Genomic DNA, 21,529 nt, shown 5'->3' on the forward strand with positions numbered 1-21,529 from the left:
TCTAAAAGCCTGGTTAACCGGGCGTTAAGGCACAATAATCATACTTTATGAAGAATATACGTAACTTTTCGATCATAGCTCACATTGACCACGGTAAATCGACGCTGTCTGACCGTATTATCCAGATCTGCGGTGGCCTGTCTGACCGTGAAATGGAGGCGCAGGTTCTCGATTCCATGGATCTTGAGCGTGAGCGTGGCATTACCATCAAAGCGCAAAGCGTGACGCTGGACTACAAAGCGTCTGACGGTGAAACCTATCAGCTTAACTTTATCGACACCCCGGGCCACGTAGACTTCTCCTATGAAGTTTCCCGTTCGCTGGCTGCCTGTGAAGGTGCATTGCTGGTGGTCGACGCCGGGCAGGGCGTAGAAGCGCAAACTCTGGCGAACTGCTACACCGCGATGGAGATGGATCTCGAAGTGGTGCCGGTACTGAACAAGATTGACCTGCCGGCAGCCGATCCTGAACGCGTGGCGGAAGAAATTGAAGATATTGTTGGTATCGACGCCACCGATGCGGTGCGCTGCTCCGCGAAAACCGGCGTTGGCGTGCAGGATGTTCTCGAACGTCTGGTGCGTGACATTCCGCCGCCGGAAGGCGATCCAGAAGGTCCGCTACAGGCGCTGATTATCGATTCCTGGTTCGATAACTACCTGGGCGTGGTTTCACTTATCCGTATTAAAAACGGCACCCTGCGTAAGGGCGACAAAGTGAAAGTTATGAGCACCGGGCAGACCTATAACGCCGACCGCCTGGGGATCTTCACGCCGAAACAGGTTGATCGTACTGAACTGAAATGCGGCGAAGTAGGCTGGCTGGTGTGTGCGATCAAAGACATCCACGGTGCACCGGTAGGCGATACCTTAACGCTGGCGCGTAATCCGGCAGAAAAAGCGTTGCCTGGGTTTAAGAAAGTTAAACCGCAGGTATATGCCGGTCTGTTCCCGGTAAGTTCCGACGACTATGAAGCCTTCCGTGACGCGTTGGGCAAACTCAGCCTGAACGACGCTTCACTGTTCTATGAACCAGAAAGCTCAACGGCGCTGGGCTTTGGTTTCCGCTGCGGCTTCCTCGGCCTGTTGCACATGGAGATCATTCAGGAACGTCTGGAACGTGAATACGATCTTGACCTGATTACCACAGCACCGACAGTAGTGTATGAAGTTGAAACTACAGCAAAAGAAGTTATCTACGTCGACAGCCCATCCAAGCTGCCAGCGGTAAATAACATCTACGAACTGCGCGAGCCGATTGCAGAGTGTCACATGCTGCTGCCGCAAGCGTATCTCGGTAACGTCATTACCCTGTGCGTGGAAAAACGCGGTGTACAGACCAACATGGTCTATCACGGAAACCAGGTAGCGCTGACCTACGAGATCCCGATGGCGGAAGTGGTGCTTGATTTCTTCGACCGACTGAAATCTACCTCGCGTGGTTATGCGTCTTTGGATTACAACTTCAAACGCTTCCAGGCTTCTGACATGGTGCGTGTTGACGTCTTAATCAACGGTGAACGTGTTGATGCGCTGGCATTGATCACCCACCGTGATAATTCGCAAAACCGTGGTCGCGAGCTGGTGGAGAAGATGAAAGATCTGATCCCACGCCAGCAGTTTGATATCGCTATTCAGGCAGCGATTGGAACGCACATCATTGCGCGTTCTACCGTGAAGCAGCTGCGTAAAAACGTACTGGCTAAATGCTATGGTGGTGATATCAGCCGTAAGAAAAAGCTGCTGCAGAAACAGAAAGAAGGTAAGAAACGTATGAAGCAGATCGGTAACGTTGAGCTGCCGCAGGAAGCGTTCCTTGCCATTCTGCACGTCGGCAAAGACAACAAATAACCCTTAGGAGTTGGCATGGCGAATATGTTTGCCCTGATTCTGGTGATTGCCACACTGGTGACGGGCATTTTATGGTGCGTGGATAAATTCTTTTTCGCACCTAAACGACGGGAACGTCAGGCAGCGGCGCAAGCGGCTGCCGGGGATTCACTGGATAAAGCAACACTGAAAAAGGTTGCGCCGAAACCAGGCTGGCTGGAAACCGGGGCTTCTGTATTTCCGGTGCTGGCTATCGTATTGATTGTGCGTTCATTTATTTATGAACCGTTCCAGATCCCGTCAGGTTCGATGATGCCGACTCTGTTAATCGGTGACTTCATTCTGGTAGAGAAATTTGCTTACGGCATTAAAGATCCTATTTACCAGAAAACATTGATCGAAACCGGTCATCCGAAACGTGGCGATATCGTGGTCTTCAAATACCCGGAAGATCCGAAGCTTGATTACATCAAACGCGCGGTAGGTTTACCGGGCGATAAAGTCACTTATGATCCGGTCGCGAAAGAAGTGACCATTCAACCTGGATGCAGTTCTGGTCAGGCGTGTGAAAACGCGCTGCCGGTAACTTATTCCAACGTTGAACCGAGCGATTTCGTACAGACCTTCTCGCGTCGTAACGGCGGGGAAGCGACCAGTGGCTTCTTTGAAGTGCCGAAAAACGAAACCAAAGAAAATGGTATTCGTCTTTCCGAACGTAAAGAGACGCTGGGCGATGTAACGCATCGTATCCTGACTGTGCCAATCGCCCAGGATCAGGTAGGGATGTATTACCAGCAACCAGGACAACAACTGGCAACCTGGATTGTCCCGCCGGGTCAATACTTCATGATGGGTGATAACCGCGACAACAGCGCGGACAGCCGTTACTGGGGCTTTGTGCCGGAAGCGAATCTGGTAGGTCGGGCAACGGCAATCTGGATGAGTTTCGATAAGCAAGAAGGTGAATGGCCGACAGGTGTGCGCTTAAGTCGCATTGGTGGCATCCATTAATTGCTGCTTCTCGTTCACGTTGTCGTCATTCTGGCGGCAACGTGAATTATTTATGAGATAAATCTCCCCAGGCTAACGACATCCCTTATCGTTGTGTATAGAATATTCCCCCGAAGTTTAAGGTTGGCGCCTTCTGGTTGCCACGGCACACGAAACAGCGTTGGTTTCCATATATGGCGTAATGAATCCGCGACAAAGCGGTTAACAGAGCCTATGTGTATCAGGTCTGTTTCGTGTGCTGAATTGTTGACGCATTTATTTATTGGTATCGCATGAACCCCATCGTAATTAATCGGCTTCAACGGAAGCTGGGCTACACTTTTAATCATCAGGAACTGCTGCAGCAGGCATTAACTCACCGCAGCGCCAGCAGCAAACATAACGAGCGTTTAGAATTTTTAGGCGACTCAATCTTGAGCTACGTTATCGCCAATGCGCTGTATCACCGTTTCCCGCGTGTGGATGAAGGCGATATGAGCCGGATGCGCGCCACGCTGGTCCGTGGCAATACGCTGGCAGAACTGGCACGCGAATTTGAGTTAGGTGAGTGCTTGCGTTTAGGGCCGGGTGAACTTAAAAGCGGTGGATTTCGTCGCGAGTCAATTCTCGCCGACACCGTCGAAGCATTAATTGGTGGCGTATTCCTCGACAGTGATATTCAAACTGTCGAGAAGTTAATCCTTAACTGGTATCAAACCCGTCTGGACGAAATTAGCCCAGGCGATAAACAAAAAGATCCGAAAACACGTCTGCAGGAATATTTGCAGGGTCGCCATCTGCCGCTGCCGACTTATCTGGTAGTTCAGGTCCGTGGCGAAGCGCACGATCAAGAATTTACAATCCACTGCCAGGTCAGCGGCCTGAGTGAACCGGTGGTTGGCACAGGTTCAAGCCGTCGTAAGGCTGAGCAGGCTGCCGCCGAACAGGCGTTGAAAAAACTGGAGCTGGAATGAGCATCGATAAAAGTTATTGCGGATTTATTGCCATCGTCGGACGCCCGAACGTTGGCAAATCCACGCTGCTGAACAAACTGTTGGGGCAGAAAATCTCCATCACTTCCCGCAAAGCGCAGACAACTCGTCACCGCATTGTGGGTATCCATACTGAAGGCGCGTATCAGGCGATCTACGTCGACACCCCGGGCCTGCATATGGAAGAGAAGCGTGCTATTAACCGCCTGATGAACAAAGCGGCGAGCAGCTCCATTGGCGACGTTGAGCTGGTGATTTTTGTCGTTGAAGGCACCCGTTGGACACCGGACGATGAAATGGTGCTCAACAAGCTGCGTGATGGCAAAGCGCCGGTGATCCTCGCGGTGAACAAAGTGGACAACGTGCAGGAGAAAGCCGATCTGCTGCCGCATCTGCAGTTCCTGGCAAGCCAGATGAACTTCCTCGATATTGTGCCGATCTCTGCCGAAACCGGGCTGAATGTCGACACTATTGCGGCAATCGTGCGTAAGCATCTGCCTGAAGCGACCCATCACTTCCCGGAAGATTACATCACCGATCGCTCGCAGCGTTTTATGGCGTCTGAAATCATCCGTGAAAAACTGATGCGTTTCCTCGGTGCAGAACTGCCGTACTCCGTGACCGTGGAGATCGAACGTTTTGTCACCAATGAACGTGGTGGCTATGACATCAACGGTTTGATTCTCGTTGAGCGCGAAGGGCAGAAGAAGATGGTCATTGGCAACAAAGGGGCCAAGATCAAAACCATCGGTATTGAAGCGCGTAAAGACATGCAGGAAATGTTCGAAGCGCCTGTCCACCTTGAGCTGTGGGTGAAAGTGAAATCCGGCTGGGCTGATGACGAACGCGCACTGCGTAGTCTCGGTTACGTTGACGATCTTTAATTAGCATACTCTATGACTTTCGAGGTGCAGGAAGGCGGCAAGACCGTGAATCCCTGGGAGCTTACTAAAGTAAGTGACCAGGGTGAACGGGTGCAGCCAAGGCACCTGCAACTTGAAAGGCGACGAGTATGATGGAAGGCTGGCAGCGCGCATTTGTCCTGCATAGTCGCCCGTGGAGCGAAACCAGCCTGATGCTGGATGTCTTCACGGAGGAGTCGGGTCGCGTGCGTCTGGTTGCCAAAGGCGCACGCTCTAAACGCTCTACCCTGAAAGGTGCATTACAGCCTTTCACGCCTCTCTTGCTTCGCTTCGGTGGGCGCGGTGAAGTCAAAACACTGCGCAGTGCTGAAGCTGTCTCATTGGCGCTGCCATTAAGCGGTATCACGCTTTACAGCGGTCTGTACATCAACGAACTTCTCTCCCGCGTGCTGGAATACGAGACGCGCTTCTCTGAACTCTTTTTCGATTACTTGCACTGCATCCAGTCTCTGGCTGGAGCCACAGGCACACCGGAACCCGCGTTGCGCCGCTTTGAACTGGCATTGCTCGGGCATCTGGGTTATGGCGTCAATTTTACCCATTGTGCAGGTAGCGGCGAACCGGTGGATGACTCCATGACGTATCGTTATCGCGAAGAAAAAGGGTTTATCGCAAGCGTCGTTATCGACAATAAAACGTTCACCGGAAGGCAGTTGAAAGCGTTACACACGCGGGAATTTCCTGACGCAGACACATTGCGTGCCGCGAAACGCTTTACCCGCATGGCGCTTAAGCCGTATCTTGGCGGTAAACCATTAAAGAGCAGGGAACTGTTCCGGCAGTTTATACCTAAGCGAACAGTGCAAACACATAATGACTGATGAGGATTGTCATGGCTGAATTACTGTTGGGCGTCAACATTGACCATATCGCAACGCTGCGTAATGCACGTGGTACTGCTTACCCCGACCCGGTGCAGGCCGCGTTTATTGCCGAGCAGGCTGGCGCGGATGGCATTACCGTGCATTTGCGTGAAGATCGTCGCCACATTACTGACCGCGACGTGCGCATCCTGCGTCAGACGCTGGATACCCGCATGAATCTGGAAATGGCGGTGACCGAAGAGATGCTGGCGATTGCCATTGAGACGAAGCCTCATTTTTGCTGCCTGGTACCGGAAAAGCGCCAGGAAGTGACAACCGAAGGTGGCCTGGACGTCGCAGGTCAGCGTGACAAAATGCGCGATGCCTGTAAACGTCTGGCGGATGCCGGGATTCAGGTTTCTCTGTTTATCGACGCAGATGAAGAGCAGATCAAAGCTGCAGCAGAGGTAGGCGCCCCGTTTATCGAGATCCACACCGGTTGTTATGCCGATGCAAAAACTGACGCTGAACAGGCGCAAGAGTTGGCGCGCATTGCTAAAGCCGCGACCTTTGCCGCAAGTCTCGGTCTGAAAGTTAACGCCGGACACGGTCTGACCTATCACAACGTGAAAGCCATTGCCGCCATCCCTGAGATGCACGAACTGAATATCGGTCATGCCATTATTGGTCGTGCTGTGATGACCGGACTGAAAGATGCGGTGGCAGAAATGAAGCGTCTGATGCTGGAAGCGCGTGGCTAATGGCAATATTAGGTTTAGGCACGGATATCGTGGAGATCGCTCGCATTGAAGCGGTGATCGCCCGATCCGGTGAGCGCCTGGCTCGCCGCGTATTAAGCGATAACGAATGGGAAATCTGGAAAACGCACCAACAGCCAGTGCGTTTTCTGGCGAAGCGTTTTGCTGTGAAAGAAGCGGCGGCAAAAGCGTTTGGAACCGGGATCCGCAATGGTCTGGCGTTTAATCAGTTTGAAGTATTCAACGATGAGCTTGGTAAGCCACGGTTGCGACTGTGGGGCGAGGCATTAAAACTCGCGGAAAAGCTGGGCGTCGCACATATGCATGTGACGCTGGCAGATGAACGTCATTATGCTTGCGCCACGGTAATTATTGAAAGTTAAAATAATACCGTTCTCTTTATAAAGTAAAACCCCCGAACTGGTAAGGAACGGGGGTTTTACTTCATAACTTTAATTTTGTGCAGCATGCACCCTCAACAACAGCGATTATGGATCAGGGTGGTTATCTTTTACAAGCAACTTGCAATCTTTATCATAAAAACTCGAGCCTTTACGAAGAAAGCGATATTGATGGAAATATTAACGTGACTGCAAATTCGTAAGTACATTAAAATTGGCTTCGTTATTGGCGATTTTGCTGTGCTTTACACCATGCCACTGAATTCCCCCATTGAAACGAGTGGTGTCGTCAAAGCTCTGGTGTGGAGTGCAGCATGCATCCTCAATAACTCGCACGTTCAGTTTTGGGGAGATGTAAGGGCTAATCTGAACGGCTGCATTCCTTGTTTAAGGAAAAACGAATGACTGATTGTCGATACCTGTTTAAACGGGTCATTAAAGTCATCATTGCTGTTTTACAGCTGATCCTTCTGTTCTTATAACACAAGGAAACGTACTTAAGGCGCGTCAGGTTAACCAGCCAGGCGCGCCTTTAATAATTATAAATAAATGTCTGCGCAGATATTATATGAATTCATTTGGCGAATAATTATGCCGTTGTCATCATTTGAATAAATATAATAGCGTTAAGCTTTTGTCTATAAATAATTAATATTCTACTTCAGGAGCAGAATATTAAATTTTATCTGCGTGATGCATTAGCACAAATTTATCCCACAACTGCTCTTCTGTCTCGACATGCGCCGGATCTTTCACAATAGTATTAGGGATCGGACACACCTTCTGGCAGGTTGGCGTCTCGTAGTGACCTACGCATTCGGTACACTTATCGCTGTTAATCTCGTAGATATGATCTCCCATTGAAATCGCCTCATTCGGGCATTCAGGTTCACACATATCACAATTGATGCATTTTTTAGTGATTAACAGCGCCATAAGGAAACTCTCAAAACAACACAAACCGGGCGGGCATTATACGCGCATTCTTTGCTCAAACCAGTTTTTTCACCAGTGCTTCGCTGTGGCGAATGCGCTCAGGCGCCAGTTCCAGGTCCTGCTGGATTAGCGCAATGAACAGCAAATCTGTAAGCATTCCCTGAGCGTGGCAAGCGGAGATCGATGCACTATTCGTCGCCTGTTCTTCGGCAATAGTATACAGGCAGTGCGACGCTCGTTGTTGCAGAGCATTCGGCGTGAAACCGGTAATTGCCAGCACCTTTCCACCCACGCGCAGCATCTCATCTGCCGCGAGATTTAACTCACGTCGTACACCAGTGTAAGAGATGGCTAATAACAGGTCGTCCGGTGAAGATGCCTGTACAGTAGCGAGCAACGCATGCATATCGCGTTCTGCGGCAGCATTGAAACCAATCTTCATCAGTTTCCAGGCAAAGTTTTGCGCTACCAGACCCGAAGCGCCAATGCCAGTCAAAATAATCCGCCTCGCAGAACGCAGCATCACCACGCATTCATGCAATTTCTCTTCACTGTTAACGTTCAGCGTCGCATACATGGCAGCCGTGTTTTCTTTTATGAGTTTTTCCCCCACCAGTCGCAGCGGATCATCACCGCGAATTTGGTTATGAATGGGGACAGAAGGGGATTCCGGCTGGCTTGCCAGAGCTTCGCTTAACGCCAGTTTTAAGGCTGGAAAACCTTTATAGCCGAGTTTTTGTGCGAATTTCACTACGGTGGATTGACTGACCCCAGCTTCGTTGGCCAATTGCTGCGAACTTAAATGGCGCGCCGTATCAGGTTGTAGCAGGAGATAGTCCGCCAGTTTTTTATCACTCTGGGCAAGCTGCTGGTAACGCTGACGAATACGAAGTAAGCCGTTCATATCTTTCCTCGCGATAAAATAATGGCGACAACAGGCAATATGAGACACAAGCGAGTGAATATTATATTCCATAGCTTGTAAGATCTATGAATTAAAAATTCCATTCAGCATTATACGGTAGATTGTTGCCGGAAAAGTGATGATCTATCTGTTAGGCTATGTAGTAGCGATGATTAATCAGGATGTTTCAGTCCAGAGGAGTATGGTTTGGCAACTCACGAGCGTCGTGTGGTGTTTTTTGACTTAGATGGAACATTGCATCAACAGGATATGTTCGGTAGTTTTCTGCGCTACTTACTGCGTCGCCAACCGCTGAATACACTGCTTGTCCTGCCGCTATTGCCGGTTATTGTCATGGCATTATTGATAAAAGGCCGTGCTGCGCGCTGGCCGATGAGTCTGCTATTGTGGGGATGCACTTTTGGTCACAGCGAAGCGCGTTTACAGGCATTACAAGCCGATTTTGTACACTGGTTTCGCGACAATGTGACTGCCTTTCCGCTGGTGCAAGAGCGCCTGACCACCTACTTGCTCAGTTCTGATGCTGATATCTGGTTGATTACCGGTTCTCCACAGCCGCTGGTTGAAGCGGTCTATTTCGATACGCCCTGGTTACCGCGGGTGAATCTTATCGCCAGCCAAATTCAGCGTGGTTATGGCGGCTGGGTATTGACAATGCGTTGCCTCGGGCATGAGAAGGTCGCGCAACTGGAACGCAAAATCGGCACGCCACTGCGGTTGTACAGTGGTTACAGCGACAGTAATCAGGACAACCCGCTGCTTTATTTCTGCCAGCATCGTTGGCGAGTAACCCCGCGCGGTGAACTCCAGCAACTGGAATAGAGTAAAGCATAGCGTCCGTGTATAATGCGCCGCGCTTTTATAACCGGAGTTTTCTTTTTGTCTGAAGTCGAATTTAGTCACGAATACTGGATGCGCCATGCCATGACGCTGGCAAAGCGTGCCTGGGACGAGCGGGAAGTACCGGTCGGCGCGGTATTAGTGCATAACAACCGGGTAATCGGCGAGGGCTGGAATCGTCCGATTGGTCGGCATGATCCTACCGCGCACGCTGAAATCATGGCCCTGCGTCAGGGTGGTCTGGTGATGCAAAATTATCGCCTGATCGATGCCACATTATATGTCACGCTGGAGCCGTGTGTGATGTGCGCTGGAGCGATGATTCACAGCCGGATTGGTCGTGTAGTTTTTGGTGCACGTGATGCGAAAACGGGGGCTGCCGGATCATTAATGGATGTGTTGCACCATCCGGGCATGAATCACCGGGTGGAAATCACGGAAGGGATATTGGCGGAAGAGTGTGCAGCGCTGCTCAGCGACTTCTTTCGCATGCGCCGTCAGGAAATCAAAGCGCAGAAAAAAGCGCAATCTTCTGCGGATTAATTTTGCTTCTTTTCACTTCCCTTCCTGGAAAACAGCAGCGAAGGGGAGTGTGTCAGATAGTTAGATGACGACTGTGAAAGAAATGAGAGAAAAGGAAATTTCCCTTTACTCAATTCTGTTGGCGACACTGCCGGATAATCCTGAGCCAGCTGCATCGCCGCTTCTGTTGCCTGCTTTTCTTTCTCTTGCAGATACCCCACCAGACTAATCTGATACTTACGGATATTCTCGACATAGGCGTAAGCTTCATGTCCCCGCGCATAACCGTAAGTCAGCTTGCTGTAATAGGGTTTCTGGCTAAGTAAAGGCAGACGTTGTTTAACATCGGTCCAGCTGTCTGGATTACCTTTGGTTTTTGCCGTCAGGGCGCGGGCATCCAGCATATGCGCATAACCCATATTGTAAGCGGCGAGCGCAAACCAAATCCGTTCATTTTCTGGCACGCTTTCCGGCACTTTACTCATCATATCCTGCAAATAACGCGCGCCGCCGCTGATGCTTTGTTCAGCATCGGTACGATCGGTAATGCCCAGGCTTTGCGCGGTATTTTTGGTCAACATCATCATGCCGCGCACACCGGTTGGCGAGGTGGCCTGCGCGTCCCAATGTGATTCCTGGTAAGCAATAGCCGCCAGCAAACGCCAGTCAATTTCCTCGGCGTATTTCTCAAACAAAGGTTTTAATTGTGGCAGCACCGCATCGACGGCGCGTAAAAATGTGCGCGTATCGACATAATCAAAATCATCGCCATGCCCCAGGTATTTCTCTTCAATGCGTGCCAGCGTGCCGTCCTCATTCATTTTGTTGAAGAAGTCGAGCAGAGCTGCGGAAAGGGTATTATCGTCATCTAACTGGCTAAACCAGGTCACTGGTTGTTCATCGGTGATATCGAGTGCCACGGCGAGTTCCGGGTGAACTCGCTGGAACAGGCTGATGGCGACAGAATCAGCAATGGTGTAATCCAGCTTACCTCCGATGACATCTTCCAGTAATTCCGCTGAGCCTTTTTTGTCGTCCACCTTCCAGCTTAAATCCGGGAATTTAGTTTCTTTCAGTCTTTGTAGATCGTTAACGACGACGTGTCCTGGTGCGATGGAGAGCTGTTCCGCCGTCAAATTGCCCAGCGTGCGTGGGCGATATTGACCCACTTTGTAAACCAGTTGTTGTGATACGGAATAATAGGTAGGACCAGGCTGATAGTTTTTTACCCGCTCACTGTTATAAACCAGACCTGCTGCCAGCAGGTCGGCGTTGCCGTTGTCGAGATCGTCAAACAACTGGCTGATATTCTGCCGTACGGTCACTTTCAGTTTCACGCCGAGGTAGTCGGCAAATTGTTTGGCCAACTCATAATCCAGTCCGGAAGATTTACCGTTAATCTCATTCCATGTGAGGGGAGTATGAATGGTGCTCACGCGCAATTCTCCCCGCGCTTGAATGGCGGCGATACGGTTGTCGGCTTTACCAAACCAAGGAATAGATGGCCAGAGAGCTACCGCGAGAAGCAGTGCCAGAATGCCAATGAACAGATAATTAATCTTTAATTTTTTCAATTAGTTAATTCTCTGTGTCGTTCGTGTCCTGGCTTGAAAAAACGATATGCTAAACAAAGGTATAATCATCAATGAGCGGCATTTTGCGTAAACCTGTGCCAGTTGGCAACTTATTACAGCCATTGGCGGCACGCGTTGCTAATTCACGATGGTGATTTTATTTCCACGCAAACGGTTTCGTCAGCGCAGCAGATTCTTTATAATGACGCCCGTTTCCCCCCCTTGGGTACACCGAAAGCTTAGAAGACGAGAGACTTATGATGGAAATTCTGCGTGGTTCGCCTGCACTGTCGGCATTCCGAATCAATAAACTGCTGGCGCGTTTTCAGGCTGCCAGGCTCCCGGTTCACAACATTTACGCCGAGTATGTCCATTTTGCTGACCTCAATGCGCCGTTAAACGAAGAAGCGCACGCGCAACTTGAACGCCTGTTGAAATATGGTCCGGCACTCGCCAGCCATGCCCCGGAAGGCAAATTACTGCTGGTGACCCCGCGTCCTGGCACCATCTCTCCCTGGTCTTCGAAAGCGACCGATATCGCTCATAACTGCGGGCTGCAACAGGTAAACCGCCTTGAGCGCGGCGTTGCTTACTATATAGAAGCCGGTACGCTGACCAATGAACAGTGGCAGCAGGTTACCGCTGAACTGCACGACCGCATGATGGAAACGGTCTTTTTTGCTTTAGATGATGCAGAGCTGCTGTTTGCGCATCATCAACCGACTCCGGTCACCAGCGTTGATTTGCTGGGGCAGGGCCGTCAGGCGCTAATCGACGCTAACCTGCGTCTTGGCCTGGCACTGGCGGAAGATGAAATTGACTATCTGCAAGATGCTTTCACAAAGCTTGGTCGTAACCCGAACGACATCGAGCTCTATATGTTCGCCCAGGCGAACTCTGAGCACTGCCGCCACAAAATTTTTAACGCCGACTGGATTATCGACGGTGAACAGCAGCCGAAATCGCTGTTCAAGATGATCAAAAATACCTTCGAAACCACGCCGGATCACGTTCTCTCTGCGTATAAAGATAACGCCGCGGTGATGGAAGGTTCTGAAGTGGGCCGCTACTTTGCTGACCACGAAACGGGCCGTTACGGTTTCCATCAGGAACCGGCGCATATTCTGATGAAAGTCGAAACTCACAACCACCCGACGGCAATTTCTCCGTGGCCGGGCGCGGCGACCGGTTCCGGCGGTGAAATCCGCGATGAAGGTGCCACCGGGCGCGGCGCGAAGCCGAAAGCCGGTCTGGTTGGTTTCTCCGTTTCCAACCTGCGAATTCCTGGCTTCGAACAGCCGTGGGAGGAAGATTTCGGTAAGCCTGAGCGCATTGTCACCGCGCTGGACATCATGACCGAAGGTCCGCTGGGCGGCGCGGCATTTAACAACGAATTTGGTCGTCCGGCGCTGAACGGCTACTTCCGTACTTATGAAGAAAAAGTGAACAGCCACAACGGCGAAGAGCTGCGCGGTTATCACAAACCGATCATGCTGGCGGGCGGGATCGGCAACATTCGCGCCGATCACGTACAAAAAGGCGAGATCAACGTTGGTGCGAAGCTGGTCGTTCTCGGCGGCCCGGCAATGAACATCGGTCTTGGCGGCGGTGCTGCGTCTTCTATGGCGTCTGGTCAGTCTGATGCGGATCTCGACTTTGCTTCTGTTCAGCGCGACAACCCGGAAATGGAACGTCGTTGCCAGGAAGTGATCGACCGTTGCTGGCAGCTTGGCGATGCGAACCCGATTCTGTTTATCCACGACGTCGGCGCAGGCGGTCTTTCTAACGCCATGCCGGAACTGGTGAGCGACGGCGGGCGCGGCGGTAAATTTGAACTGCGCGATATCCTGAGCGACGAACCGGGTATGAGCCCGCTGGAAATCTGGTGTAACGAGTCCCAGGAACGCTACGTGCTGGCGGTTGCTGCCGATCAGTTACCACTGTTTGACGAACTGTGTAAGCGTGAACGCGCGCCCTACGCGGTGATTGGTGAAGCGACCGAAGAACTGCATCTTTCTCTGCACGATCGTCATTTTGATGATCAGCCGATCGATCTACCGCTGGACGTACTGCTGGGCAAAACGCCGAAGATGACCCGCGATGTGCAAACGCTGAAAGCGAAAGGCGATGCGCTGGCCCGTGAAGGGATCACCATTGCTGACGCGGTGAAACGTGTGCTGCATCTGCCGACCGTGGCGGAGAAAACCTTCCTCGTTACCATTGGCGACCGTAGTGTAACCGGCATGGTGGCGCGCGATCAGATGGTGGGTCCGTGGCAGGTGCCGGTCGCTAACTGTGCGGTCACTACTGCCAGCCTCGACAGCTACTACGGTGAAGCGATGGCAATTGGCGAACGTGCGCCTGTTGCGCTGCTGGATTTCGCCGCTTCTGCCCGTCTGGCGGTCGGTGAAGCGTTAACCAACATCGCCGCAACACAAATTGGCGATATCAAACGCATTAAACTTTCCGCCAACTGGATGGCGGCGGCAGGCCACCCTGGTGAAGATGCGGGCCTGTATGAAGCCGTTAAAGCCGTGGGCGAAGAGCTTTGTCCGGCGCTGGGCCTGACGATCCCGGTGGGTAAAGATTCAATGTCGATGAAAACCCGCTGGCAGGAAGGTAGCGAAGAGCGCGAAATGACCTCGCCGCTGTCGCTGGTTATTTCTGCATTTGCTCGGGTGGAAGATGTACGTCACACCATCACGCCGCAGCTTTCTACCGAAGATAACGCACTGCTGCTGATTGATCTGGGCCTTGGCAATAATGCGCTGGGCGCAACGGCACTGGCGCAGGTTTATCGTCAGCTTGGCGACAAACCGGCTGATGTGCGCGACGTCGCGCAACTGAAAGGCTTCTATGACGCGATTCAGGCGCTGGTTGCACAGCGTAAGCTGCTCGCGTACCACGACCGCTCTGATGGCGGCCTGCTGGTAACGCTGGCGGAAATGGCCTTTGCTGGTCATTGCGGCATTGACGCGGATATCGCCTCTCTGGGCGACGATCACCTGGCGGCGTTGTTTAACGAAGAACTGGGAGCGGTGATTCAGGTTCGTGCCGCTGACCGTGAAGCGGTCGAAGCGGTACTGGCACAGCATGGCCTTGCTGAGTGCGTCCATTATGTTGGCCAGGCGGTTTCTGGCGATCGTTTTGTGATTACCGCCAACGGGCAGACTGTATTCAGCGAAAGCCGCACCACGTTGCGTGTCTGGTGGGCGGAAACCACCTGGCAGATGCAGCGCCTGCGTGACAACCCGGAGTGTGCCGATCAGGAGCATCAGGCGAAATCAAACGACGCCGATCCGGGCCTGAATGTGAAACTGTCGTTCGATATCAACGAAGATGTGGCAGCACCGTATATTGCCACTGGCGCACGCCCGAAAGTGGCCGTGCTGCGTGAGCAAGGGGTGAACTCGCATGTTGAAATGGCGGCAGCTTTCCACCGTGCGGGCTTCGACGCTATCGACGTGCATATGAGCGATCTGCTGGCTGGACGCACTGGTCTGGAGGATTTCCACGCCCTGGTCGCGTGTGGTGGTTTCTCCTACGGTGATGTGCTGGGTGCCGGTGAAGGTTGGGCGAAGTCTATTCTGTTCAACAACCGTGTACGCGATGAGTTTGCAACCTTCTTCCATCGTCCGCAAACGCTGGCGCTGGGGGTATGTAACGGTTGCCAGATGATGTCTAATCTGCGTGAGCTGATCCCAGGTAGCGAGCTGTGGCCTCGTTTCGTGCGTAACACCTCCGATCGCTTTGAAGCGCGTTTCAGCCTGGTTGAAGTGACCCAAAGCCCGTCTCTGCTGTTGCAGGGGATGGTGGGCTCGCAGATGCCGATTGCTGTGTCTCACGGTGAAGGGCGCGTTGAAGTACGCGATGCGGCGCATCTGGCGGCACTGGAAAGCAAAGGGCTGGTTGCGCTGCGCTATGTCGATAATTTCGGCAAAGTCACCGAAACCTACCCGGCTAACCCGAACGGTTCCCCGAATGGTATTACGGCGGTCACGACTGAAAGTGGTCGAGTCACCATTATGATGCCGCACCCGGAGCGTGTTTTCCGTACTGTCAGCAACTCCTGGCATCCGGAAAACTGGGGCGAGGATGGCCCATGGATGCGTATTTTCCGTAATGCGCGTAAGCAGCTGGGGTAAGGCTGCGGAAATTTCACGCAACCCATTGTTTTGTCGGCCGGATAAGGCTTTCACGCCGCATCCGGCATTACACACAACCACTTAGCCAACAATTATAAGCTCCCAACTCCGGGAGCTTTTTTTGTGTCTGTAAATCACGACAATGGGTGGTTTGCCGTGTCGCTTATAGGTGACATATAACTTATTGATTTAATTTAAAACGAATAATTTAAGCTTTGGGCGTCTCTTTTAAGCGACACACTGTCTGATTTATAGCCAACCATTGGAACAACCATTAATTCATTAAAGCTATGTTTTATCAGTACGTTATCAAACCATTTTATTTATTGGCACAGTTACTGCATAATAATAACCAGTGGCTCATTCACCCACTTATGTCAGCCCCTTCGGGACGTGCTACATAAAATTCGAATGACGCACAACAAGGTGCCTGCCGTCCAACTTCTGATATCAGCGTAGCTATATCAACCATCGGGCGAAACGTCGAGTTAGGCACCGCCTTATTCCACAACAAAGCCGGGTAATTCCCGGCTTTGTTGTATCTGAACTCCCCCTCGGTTAGCATCAGGCTATTCGCGTCTGACGAGAGTAACACCTTGAAACGCTGGCCTGTTTTTCCACGTTCATTACGACAATTAGTCATGCTGGCATTCTTGCTGATTCTGCTGCCTCTGTTGGTACTGGCATGGCAAGCCTGGCAAAGCCTTAATGCGCTTAGCGATCAGGCGGCGCTGGTCAATCGCACAACGCTTATTGACGCCCGGCGCAGTGAGGCAATGACTAATGCGGCACTGGAGATGGAGCGTAGCTACCGTCAGTATTGCGTGCTGGACGACTCAACCCTGGCGAAGGTCTATCAAAGCCAGCGTAAACGTTACAGCGAAATGCTCGATGCCCACGCTGGCGTGCTGCCGGACGATAAACTTTACCAGGCATTGCGTCAGGATTTGAACAATCTGGCTCAACTTCAGTGTAACAACAGTGGGCCGGATGCGGCGGCGGCTGCGCGTCTGGAAGCCTTTGCCAATGCCAATGCCGAAATGGTACAGGCCACGCGTACCGTGGTGTTTTCACGCGGGCAACAACTCCAGCGAGAGATAGCCGAACGCGGACAGTATTTCGGCTGGCAGTCACTGGTGTTGTTTCTGGTGAGTCTGATAATGGTGCTGCTTTTCACCCGAATGATTATTGGTCCGGTGAAAAATATCGAGCGGATGATCAACCGTCTGGGGGAAGGACGCTCACTGGGTAATAGCGTCTCGTTCAGCGGACCGAGCGAGTTACGCTCGGTTGGGCAACGTATTCTTTGGTTAAGTGAACGCCTGTCATGGCTGGAATCCCAGCGCCATCAATTTTTAAGACATTTATCTCATGAATTAAAAACGCCACTGGCGAGTATGCGCGAGGGCACTGAATTACTGGCTGACCAGGTTGTCGGGCCGCTTACGCCAGAGCAAAAAGAGGTGGTAAGCATCCTCGACAGCAGCAGCCGCAATTTGCAAAAACTTATAGAACAACTGCTTGATTACAACCGTAAACAGGCAGATGGCGCGGTGGAACTGGAGAATGTTGAGCTGGCACCGTTGGTGGAGACGGTAGTTTCCGCTCACAGTCTGCCAGCTCGGACTAAAATGATGCATACCGACGTCGATCTCAAGGCAACAGCATGCCTGGCGGAACCCATGCTGCTGATGAGCGTGCTGGATAATCTTTACTCCAATGCGGTGCACTACGGGGCTGAATCCGGTAACATTTGCCTTCGCAGCAGTTTACATGGCGCACGGGTTTATATTGATGTCATCAATACAGGCACACCCATTCCGCAAGAGGAACGCGCCATGATCTTCGAACCCTTTTTTCAGGGAAGTCACCAGCGAAAAGGGGCGGTGAAGGGGAGCGGTCTGGGATTAAGCATTGCCAGGGATTGTATTCGCCGTATGCAGGGGGAACTGTATCTGGTCGACGAGAGCGGGCAAGACGTTTGCTTCCGCATTGAATTGCCTTCGTCGAAAAACACGAAATAATGTTAAGGCCTATCCCATCAGGCTATTTTATTTGCCAGTTCGGCCCCGGGCAGTGCTCGAAATCCTCACGTACTACGTGTACGCTCCGGTTTCTCCGCGCTGTCCGTGTCCAAACTGCCTGCAACAATTACGCCCACTGGGATAGGCTCTGAGTCTGGTGAATATGCGACACATTTTTCAACGATTTTTATCCCGACGGCTGTGGCTGGCGGGGTTGCCTTGTCTGGCGCTGCTGGGCTGCGTGCAGAATCACAATAAGCCAGCCATTAATGCGCCAGTAGAAGAAAAAATCCCGGTTTATCAACTGGCTGATTATCTTCCTACTGAATGTAGCGACATCTGGGCGCTGCAAGGTAAATCAACTGAAACTAACCCGCTTTACTGGCTACGGGCGATGGATTGCGCCAACCGCTTGATGCCAGCGCAGTCGCGTCAGGAAGCACGCAAGTATGGTGATGGCAGCTGGCAAAATACCTTTAAGCAGGGGATTTTGCTTGCCGATGCCAAAATCACGCCTTTTGAGCGCCGCCAACTGGTCGCGCGCATTGATGCGTTAAGTACTGAGATCCCGGCGCAGGTTCGCCCGTTGTATCAACTCTGGCGCGACGGACAGGCGCTGCAACTGCAACTGGCGGAAGAGCGCCTACGTTACAGTAAACTCCAGCAATCCAGCGACAGCGAACTGGACGCCCTGCGCCAGCAGCAACACGTTCTACAGCAACAACTGGAACTAACCACCCGCAAGCTGGAGAACCTGACGGATATTGAACGCCAACTCTCGACTCGCAAACCGGCCGGAAATTTCCCACCGGACACGCCGCACGAGAGTGAAAAAAACGCGCCATCCACCAATGAGGTCACCCCTGATGAGCCATAAACCTGCGCATTTATTATTGGTCGATGACGATCCGGGATTACTGAAATTACTTGGCCTGCGCCTGACCAGCGAAGGCTACAGCGTGGTCACGGCAGAAAGTGGTGCCGAGGGGCTGCGGATACTGAATCGTGAAAAAGTGGATTTAGTCATCAGCGACCTGCGGATGGATGAAATGGATGGTATGCAACTGTTTGCTGAAATCCAGAAAGTGCAGCCAGGTATGCCGGTAATCATCCTCACCGCGCATGGCTCCATTCCCGATGCCGTTGCTGCGACACAGCAGGGCGTGTTTAGTTTCCTCACTAAGCCCGTCGATAAAGACGCGTTATATCAGGCAATTGACGATGCGCTGGAACAATCCGCCCCAGCCACCGACGAACGTTGGCGCGAGGCGATTGTCACTCGCAGCCCGCTGATGCTGCGCTTGCTGGAACAGGCCCGGCTGGTGGCGCAATCAGACGTTAGCGTTTTGATTAACGGTCAGAGCGGCACCGGGAAAGAGATTTTTGCCCAGGCTATCCACAACGCCAGCCCGCGTAACAGCAAGCCGTTTATTGCCATTAACTGTGGCGCATTGCCCGAGCAGTTGCTGGAGTCGGAGCTGTTTGGTCATGCACGCGGCGCGTTTACTGGTGCCGTCAGCAATCGCGAAGGTTTATTCCAGGCGGCGGAAGGCGGTACGCTGTTTCTCGATGAGATTGGCGATATGCCCGCACCGTTGCAGGTCAAATTGCTGCGCGTATTGCAGGAACGAAAAGTCCGTCCGCTGGGCAGTAACCGCGATATTGATATCGACGTGCGGATTATTTCTGCCACTCACCGCGACTTACCAAAAGCGATGGCGCGCGGGGAATTTCGCGAAGATCTCTATTACCGCCTCAATGTCGTCAGCCTTAAAATTCCGGCACTGGCAGAGCGCACGGAAGACATTCCGCTACTGGCAAACCACTTATTGCGCCAGGCGGCAGAGCGACATAAACCGTTTGTCCGCGCGTTCTCCACCGATGCGATGAAACGCCTGATGACTGCCAGCTGGCCGGGAAATGTGCGCCAGTTGGTCAATGTGATTGAACAATGTGTGGCGCTGACATCATCTCCGGTGATTAGCGATGCATTAGTAGAGCAGGCGCTGGAGGGCGAAAACACGGCGCTGCCCACCTTTGTTGAGGCACGTAACCAGTTTGAACTCAATTACTTGCGCAAGTTGCTGCAAATCACCAAAGGCAACGTCACTCACGCGGCGAGAATGGCGGGGCGTAACCGGACAGAATTTTATAAACTGCTTTCCCGACACGAGCTGGATGCAAACGATTTCAAGGAATGAATCGGTGTAATGTGTTACGTTTAGCAGATCAAAAGACAGGCGACCTTTTCAAGGAATAGCATGAAAAAGATTGATGCGATTATTAAACCCTTCAAGCTGGACGATGTCCGTGAAGCACTGGCCGAAGTCGGTATTACCGGCATGACCGTGACCGAAGTGAAAGGCTTTGGGCGCCAGAAAGGCCACACTGAGCTGTATCGCGGTGCGGAATATATGGTGGATTTTCTGCCGAAGGTGAAAATTGAGATCGTCGTGCCGGACGACATTGTCGATATCTGCGTAGACACGATTATTCGTACGGCGCAAACCGGCAAAATTGGTGATGGTAAAATTTTCGTCTTCGACGTGGCACGGGTCATTCGTATCCGTACCGGCGAAGAGGACGACGCGGCGATTTAAACCGTGTCATGGTTGCCGGATGTCTCCATCCGGCAACATCAAATCACAGCACTTTATGCGGGCCAAAGCATTCGTAATGAATGTTTTCCTGCTTCACACCCAGGTCCACTAACTGTTTCGCGGCAAACTGCATGAAGCCAACCGGACCGCAGAGATAGAACTGCATGGCCGGATCGCTGAACGCACCTTCCAGTTTGCTCAAATCCATCAGACCTTCGCTATCAAACTGACCTTTAGCGCGATCGGCTTCGCTCGGCTGGCGATACCAGGTATGCGCGGTAAAGCGCGGTAGTGCTTGCCCCAGTTCCTTAACTTCATCAGCAAAGGCGTGAACATCGCCATTTTCTGCCGCGTGGAACCAGTTTACCTGGGCGTTATGGCCTGCTTTTGCCAGCGTATCGAGCATAGCCAGCATTGGCGTTTGCCCTACACCCGCAGAGATCAGTGTTACCGGCGTGTCATCTGTCACATCCATAAAGAAATCACCCGCCGGAGCTACCAGCTTCACGACATCGCCAACGTTGGCGTGATTGTGCAGCCAGTTGGATACCTGCCCGCCATCTTCGCGTTTCACCGCAATACGATAGCCTTTGCCATCAGGTTTACGAGTCAAAGAGTACTGACGAATTTCCTGATGTGGGAAACCTTCTGGTTTCAGCCAGACGCCGAGATATTGTCCCGGACGGTATTCTGCCACTGCGCCACCGTCGACCGGCTCCAGTTCGAAGCTGGTGATCAGTGCGCTGCGCGGTGTTTTAGCCACAATGCGGAAATCGCGAGTACCTTCCCAGCCACCGGCTTTGCTGGCGTTTTCGTTATAGATTTCCGCCTCGCGATTGATAAATACATTAGCCAGTACGCCATAGGCTTTACCCCACGCGTCCAGCACTTCCTGGCCTGGGCTGAACATTTCGTCCAGCGTCGCCAACAGGTGTTCGCCGACGATGTTGTACTGTTCCGGTTTGATCTGGAAACTGGTGTGCTTCTGCGCGATTTTTTCTACCGCTGGCAGCAGCGCAGGCAGGTTTTCAATATTACTGGCGTAGGCGGCAATAGCGTTAAACAGGGCTTCACGTTGATCGCCATTACGCTGGTTACTCATGTTAAAAATTTCTTTGAGTTCTGGGTTATGAGTAAACATACGGTCGTAGAAATGGGCGGTTAACTTTGGCCCTGTTTCTACCAGTAAAGGGATGGTGGCTTTTACTGTAGCGATGGTTTGAGCGTCAAGCATATGGTCTTCCTTTTTTTGCATCTTAATTGATGTATC

At 52.0% G+C, this 21,529-nt stretch carries 19 protein-coding genes; 15 read left to right on the plus strand and 4 right to left on the minus strand.

The annotated features are described in order from the left end of the window. Nucleotides 1-47 precede the first annotated feature (47 nt). From lepA to shoB, 8 genes are all read left to right on the plus strand, one after another. Nucleotides 48-1,847, plus strand: a complete 1,800-nt coding sequence (lepA, locus tag FFT88_RS07100; protein WP_000790173.1) for a translation elongation factor 4 — start codon at nt 48-50, stop codon at nt 1,845-1,847. Nucleotides 1,848-1,862: 15 nt separating this feature from the next. Further along, the gene (gene lepB / locus FFT88_RS07105) at nt 1,863-2,837 is read left to right on the plus strand and encodes a signal peptidase I (protein WP_000002532.1); all 975 of its coding nucleotides are present in this window, start codon (nt 1,863-1,865) and stop codon (nt 2,835-2,837) included. A gap of 272 nt (nt 2,838-3,109) precedes the next feature. Then, complete coding sequence (gene rnc / locus FFT88_RS07110; protein ID WP_001068343.1) at nt 3,110-3,790, plus strand: ribonuclease III; 681 nt, start codon at nt 3,110-3,112, stop codon at nt 3,788-3,790. Further along, nucleotides 3,787-4,692, plus strand: coding sequence for a GTPase Era (gene era / locus FFT88_RS07115; RefSeq protein WP_000020738.1), 906 nt, complete (start codon nt 3,787-3,789; stop codon nt 4,690-4,692). Before rnc ends, era begins: the two co-directional genes overlap by 4 nt. Before the next feature lie 131 nt (nt 4,693-4,823). Continuing rightward, entirely contained in the window at nt 4,824-5,552 is a 729-nt protein-coding gene (recO, locus tag FFT88_RS07120) for a DNA repair protein RecO (RefSeq protein WP_135404661.1), read from the plus strand. 11 nt (nt 5,553-5,563) lie between these two features. After that, on the plus strand, nt 5,564-6,295 hold the full coding sequence (gene pdxJ, locus FFT88_RS07125; RefSeq protein ID WP_130207554.1) for a pyridoxine 5'-phosphate synthase: 732 nt from the start codon (nt 5,564-5,566) through the stop codon (nt 6,293-6,295). Further along, complete coding sequence (gene acpS, locus FFT88_RS07130; protein ID WP_064526159.1) at nt 6,295-6,675, plus strand: holo-ACP synthase; 381 nt, start codon at nt 6,295-6,297, stop codon at nt 6,673-6,675. Before pdxJ ends, acpS begins: the two co-directional genes overlap by 1 nt. Before the next feature lie 419 nt (nt 6,676-7,094). Continuing rightward, nucleotides 7,095-7,175: a type I toxin-antitoxin system toxin ShoB gene (shoB, locus tag FFT88_RS07135; RefSeq protein WP_130214702.1), complete on the plus strand. Its 81-nt coding sequence runs from the start codon at nt 7,095-7,097 to the stop codon at nt 7,173-7,175. Between the two features lie 193 nt (nt 7,176-7,368). Here the strand turns inward: shoB and yfhL are convergent, their stop codons facing one another. Both yfhL and FFT88_RS07145 read right to left on the minus strand, forming a co-directional pair. Then, the gene (yfhL, locus tag FFT88_RS07140) at nt 7,369-7,629 is read right to left on the minus strand and encodes a 4Fe-4S dicluster ferredoxin YfhL (protein ID WP_001196283.1); all 261 of its coding nucleotides are present in this window, start codon (nt 7,627-7,629) and stop codon (nt 7,369-7,371) included. 55 nt (nt 7,630-7,684) lie between these two features. Continuing rightward, complete coding sequence (locus FFT88_RS07145; protein ID WP_135404512.1) at nt 7,685-8,533, minus strand: MurR/RpiR family transcriptional regulator; 849 nt, start codon at nt 8,531-8,533, stop codon at nt 7,685-7,687. A gap of 207 nt (nt 8,534-8,740) precedes the next feature. Between FFT88_RS07145 and yfhb the strand changes: the two genes are divergently transcribed. Beyond that, nucleotides 8,741-9,376 (plus strand): phosphatidylglycerophosphatase C, encoded by a 636-nt coding sequence (yfhb, locus tag FFT88_RS07150; protein WP_130214667.1) that lies wholly within the window; start codon nt 8,741-8,743, stop codon nt 9,374-9,376. 57 nt (nt 9,377-9,433) lie between these two features. Next, nucleotides 9,434-9,937 carry a tRNA adenosine(34) deaminase TadA gene (gene tadA / locus FFT88_RS07155; RefSeq protein WP_064526984.1) on the plus strand — a complete coding sequence of 168 codons (504 nt, stop codon included), beginning with the start codon at nt 9,434-9,436 and terminating at the stop codon, nt 9,935-9,937. Here the strand turns inward: tadA and mltF are convergent. Next, the gene (mltF, locus tag FFT88_RS07160; RefSeq protein WP_131162555.1) at nt 9,934-11,490 is read right to left on the minus strand and encodes a membrane-bound lytic murein transglycosylase MltF; all 1,557 of its coding nucleotides are present in this window, start codon (nt 11,488-11,490) and stop codon (nt 9,934-9,936) included. The two genes, tadA and mltF, sit on opposite strands and share 4 nt — an antisense overlap. 257 nt (nt 11,491-11,747) lie before the next feature. Between mltF and purL the strand changes: the two genes are divergently transcribed. From purL to glnB, 5 genes are all read left to right on the plus strand, one after another. Then, nucleotides 11,748-15,635, plus strand: coding sequence for a phosphoribosylformylglycinamidine synthase (purL, locus tag FFT88_RS07165; protein ID WP_135404513.1), 3,888 nt, complete (start codon nt 11,748-11,750; stop codon nt 15,633-15,635). Nucleotides 15,636-16,231: 596 nt separating this feature from the next. Next, on the plus strand, nt 16,232-17,659 hold the full coding sequence (qseE, locus tag FFT88_RS07170; RefSeq protein WP_130214661.1) for a two component system sensor histidine kinase QseE/GlrK: 1,428 nt from the start codon (nt 16,232-16,234) through the stop codon (nt 17,657-17,659). A gap of 163 nt (nt 17,660-17,822) precedes the next feature. Beyond that, the gene (qseG, locus tag FFT88_RS07175; protein WP_135404514.1) at nt 17,823-18,536 is read left to right on the plus strand and encodes a two-component system QseEF-associated lipoprotein QseG; all 714 of its coding nucleotides are present in this window, start codon (nt 17,823-17,825) and stop codon (nt 18,534-18,536) included. Then, entirely contained in the window at nt 18,526-19,860 is a 1,335-nt protein-coding gene (gene glrR / locus FFT88_RS07180; protein ID WP_064526171.1) for a two-component system response regulator GlrR, read from the plus strand. Before qseG ends, glrR begins: the two co-directional genes overlap by 11 nt. Before the next feature lie 60 nt (nt 19,861-19,920). Next, nucleotides 19,921-20,259, plus strand: a complete 339-nt coding sequence (glnB, locus tag FFT88_RS07185; RefSeq protein ID WP_000717691.1) for a nitrogen regulatory protein P-II — start codon at nt 19,921-19,923, stop codon at nt 20,257-20,259. A gap of 43 nt (nt 20,260-20,302) precedes the next feature. Here glnB and hmpA read toward each other — a convergent pair whose 3' ends face one another. Then, the gene (gene hmpA / locus FFT88_RS07190; RefSeq protein WP_130214657.1) at nt 20,303-21,493 is read right to left on the minus strand and encodes an NO-inducible flavohemoprotein; all 1,191 of its coding nucleotides are present in this window, start codon (nt 21,491-21,493) and stop codon (nt 20,303-20,305) included. Nucleotides 21,494-21,529 lie beyond the last annotated feature (36 nt).

It is taken from the genome of Escherichia sp. E4930, from assembly GCF_005845405.1.
Classification (GTDB): Bacteria; Pseudomonadota; Gammaproteobacteria; order Enterobacterales; family Enterobacteriaceae; genus Escherichia.

Excerpts from the sequence above, each read along its gene's own strand:
- lepA (WP_000790173.1), top strand. The coding sequence starts at position 48 with ATGAAGAATATACGTAACTTTTCGATCATAGCTCACATTGACCACGGT.
- lepB (WP_000002532.1), top strand. The coding sequence starts at position 1,863 with ATGGCGAATATGTTTGCCCTGATTCTGGTGATTGCCACACTGGTGACG.
- rnc (WP_001068343.1), top strand. The coding sequence starts at position 3,110 with ATGAACCCCATCGTAATTAATCGGCTTCAACGGAAGCTGGGCTACACT.
- era (WP_000020738.1), top strand. The coding sequence starts at position 3,787 with ATGAGCATCGATAAAAGTTATTGCGGATTTATTGCCATCGTCGGACGC.
- recO (WP_135404661.1), top strand. The coding sequence starts at position 4,824 with ATGGAAGGCTGGCAGCGCGCATTTGTCCTGCATAGTCGCCCGTGGAGC.
- pdxJ (WP_130207554.1), top strand. The coding sequence starts at position 5,564 with ATGGCTGAATTACTGTTGGGCGTCAACATTGACCATATCGCAACGCTG.
- acpS (WP_064526159.1), top strand. The coding sequence starts at position 6,295 with ATGGCAATATTAGGTTTAGGCACGGATATCGTGGAGATCGCTCGCATT.
- shoB (WP_130214702.1), top strand. The coding sequence starts at position 7,095 with ATGACTGATTGTCGATACCTGTTTAAACGGGTCATTAAAGTCATCATT.
- yfhL (WP_001196283.1), bottom strand. The coding sequence starts at position 7,629 with ATGGCGCTGTTAATCACTAAAAAATGCATCAATTGTGATATGTGTGAA.
- FFT88_RS07145 (WP_135404512.1), bottom strand. The coding sequence starts at position 8,533 with ATGAACGGCTTACTTCGTATTCGTCAGCGTTACCAGCAGCTTGCCCAG.
- purL (WP_135404513.1), top strand. The coding sequence starts at position 11,748 with ATGATGGAAATTCTGCGTGGTTCGCCTGCACTGTCGGCATTCCGAATC.
- qseG (WP_135404514.1), top strand. The coding sequence starts at position 17,823 with ATGCGACACATTTTTCAACGATTTTTATCCCGACGGCTGTGGCTGGCG.
- glrR (WP_064526171.1), top strand. The coding sequence starts at position 18,526 with ATGAGCCATAAACCTGCGCATTTATTATTGGTCGATGACGATCCGGGA.
- glnB (WP_000717691.1), top strand. The coding sequence starts at position 19,921 with ATGAAAAAGATTGATGCGATTATTAAACCCTTCAAGCTGGACGATGTC.
- hmpA (WP_130214657.1), bottom strand. The coding sequence starts at position 21,493 with ATGCTTGACGCTCAAACCATCGCTACAGTAAAAGCCACCATCCCTTTA.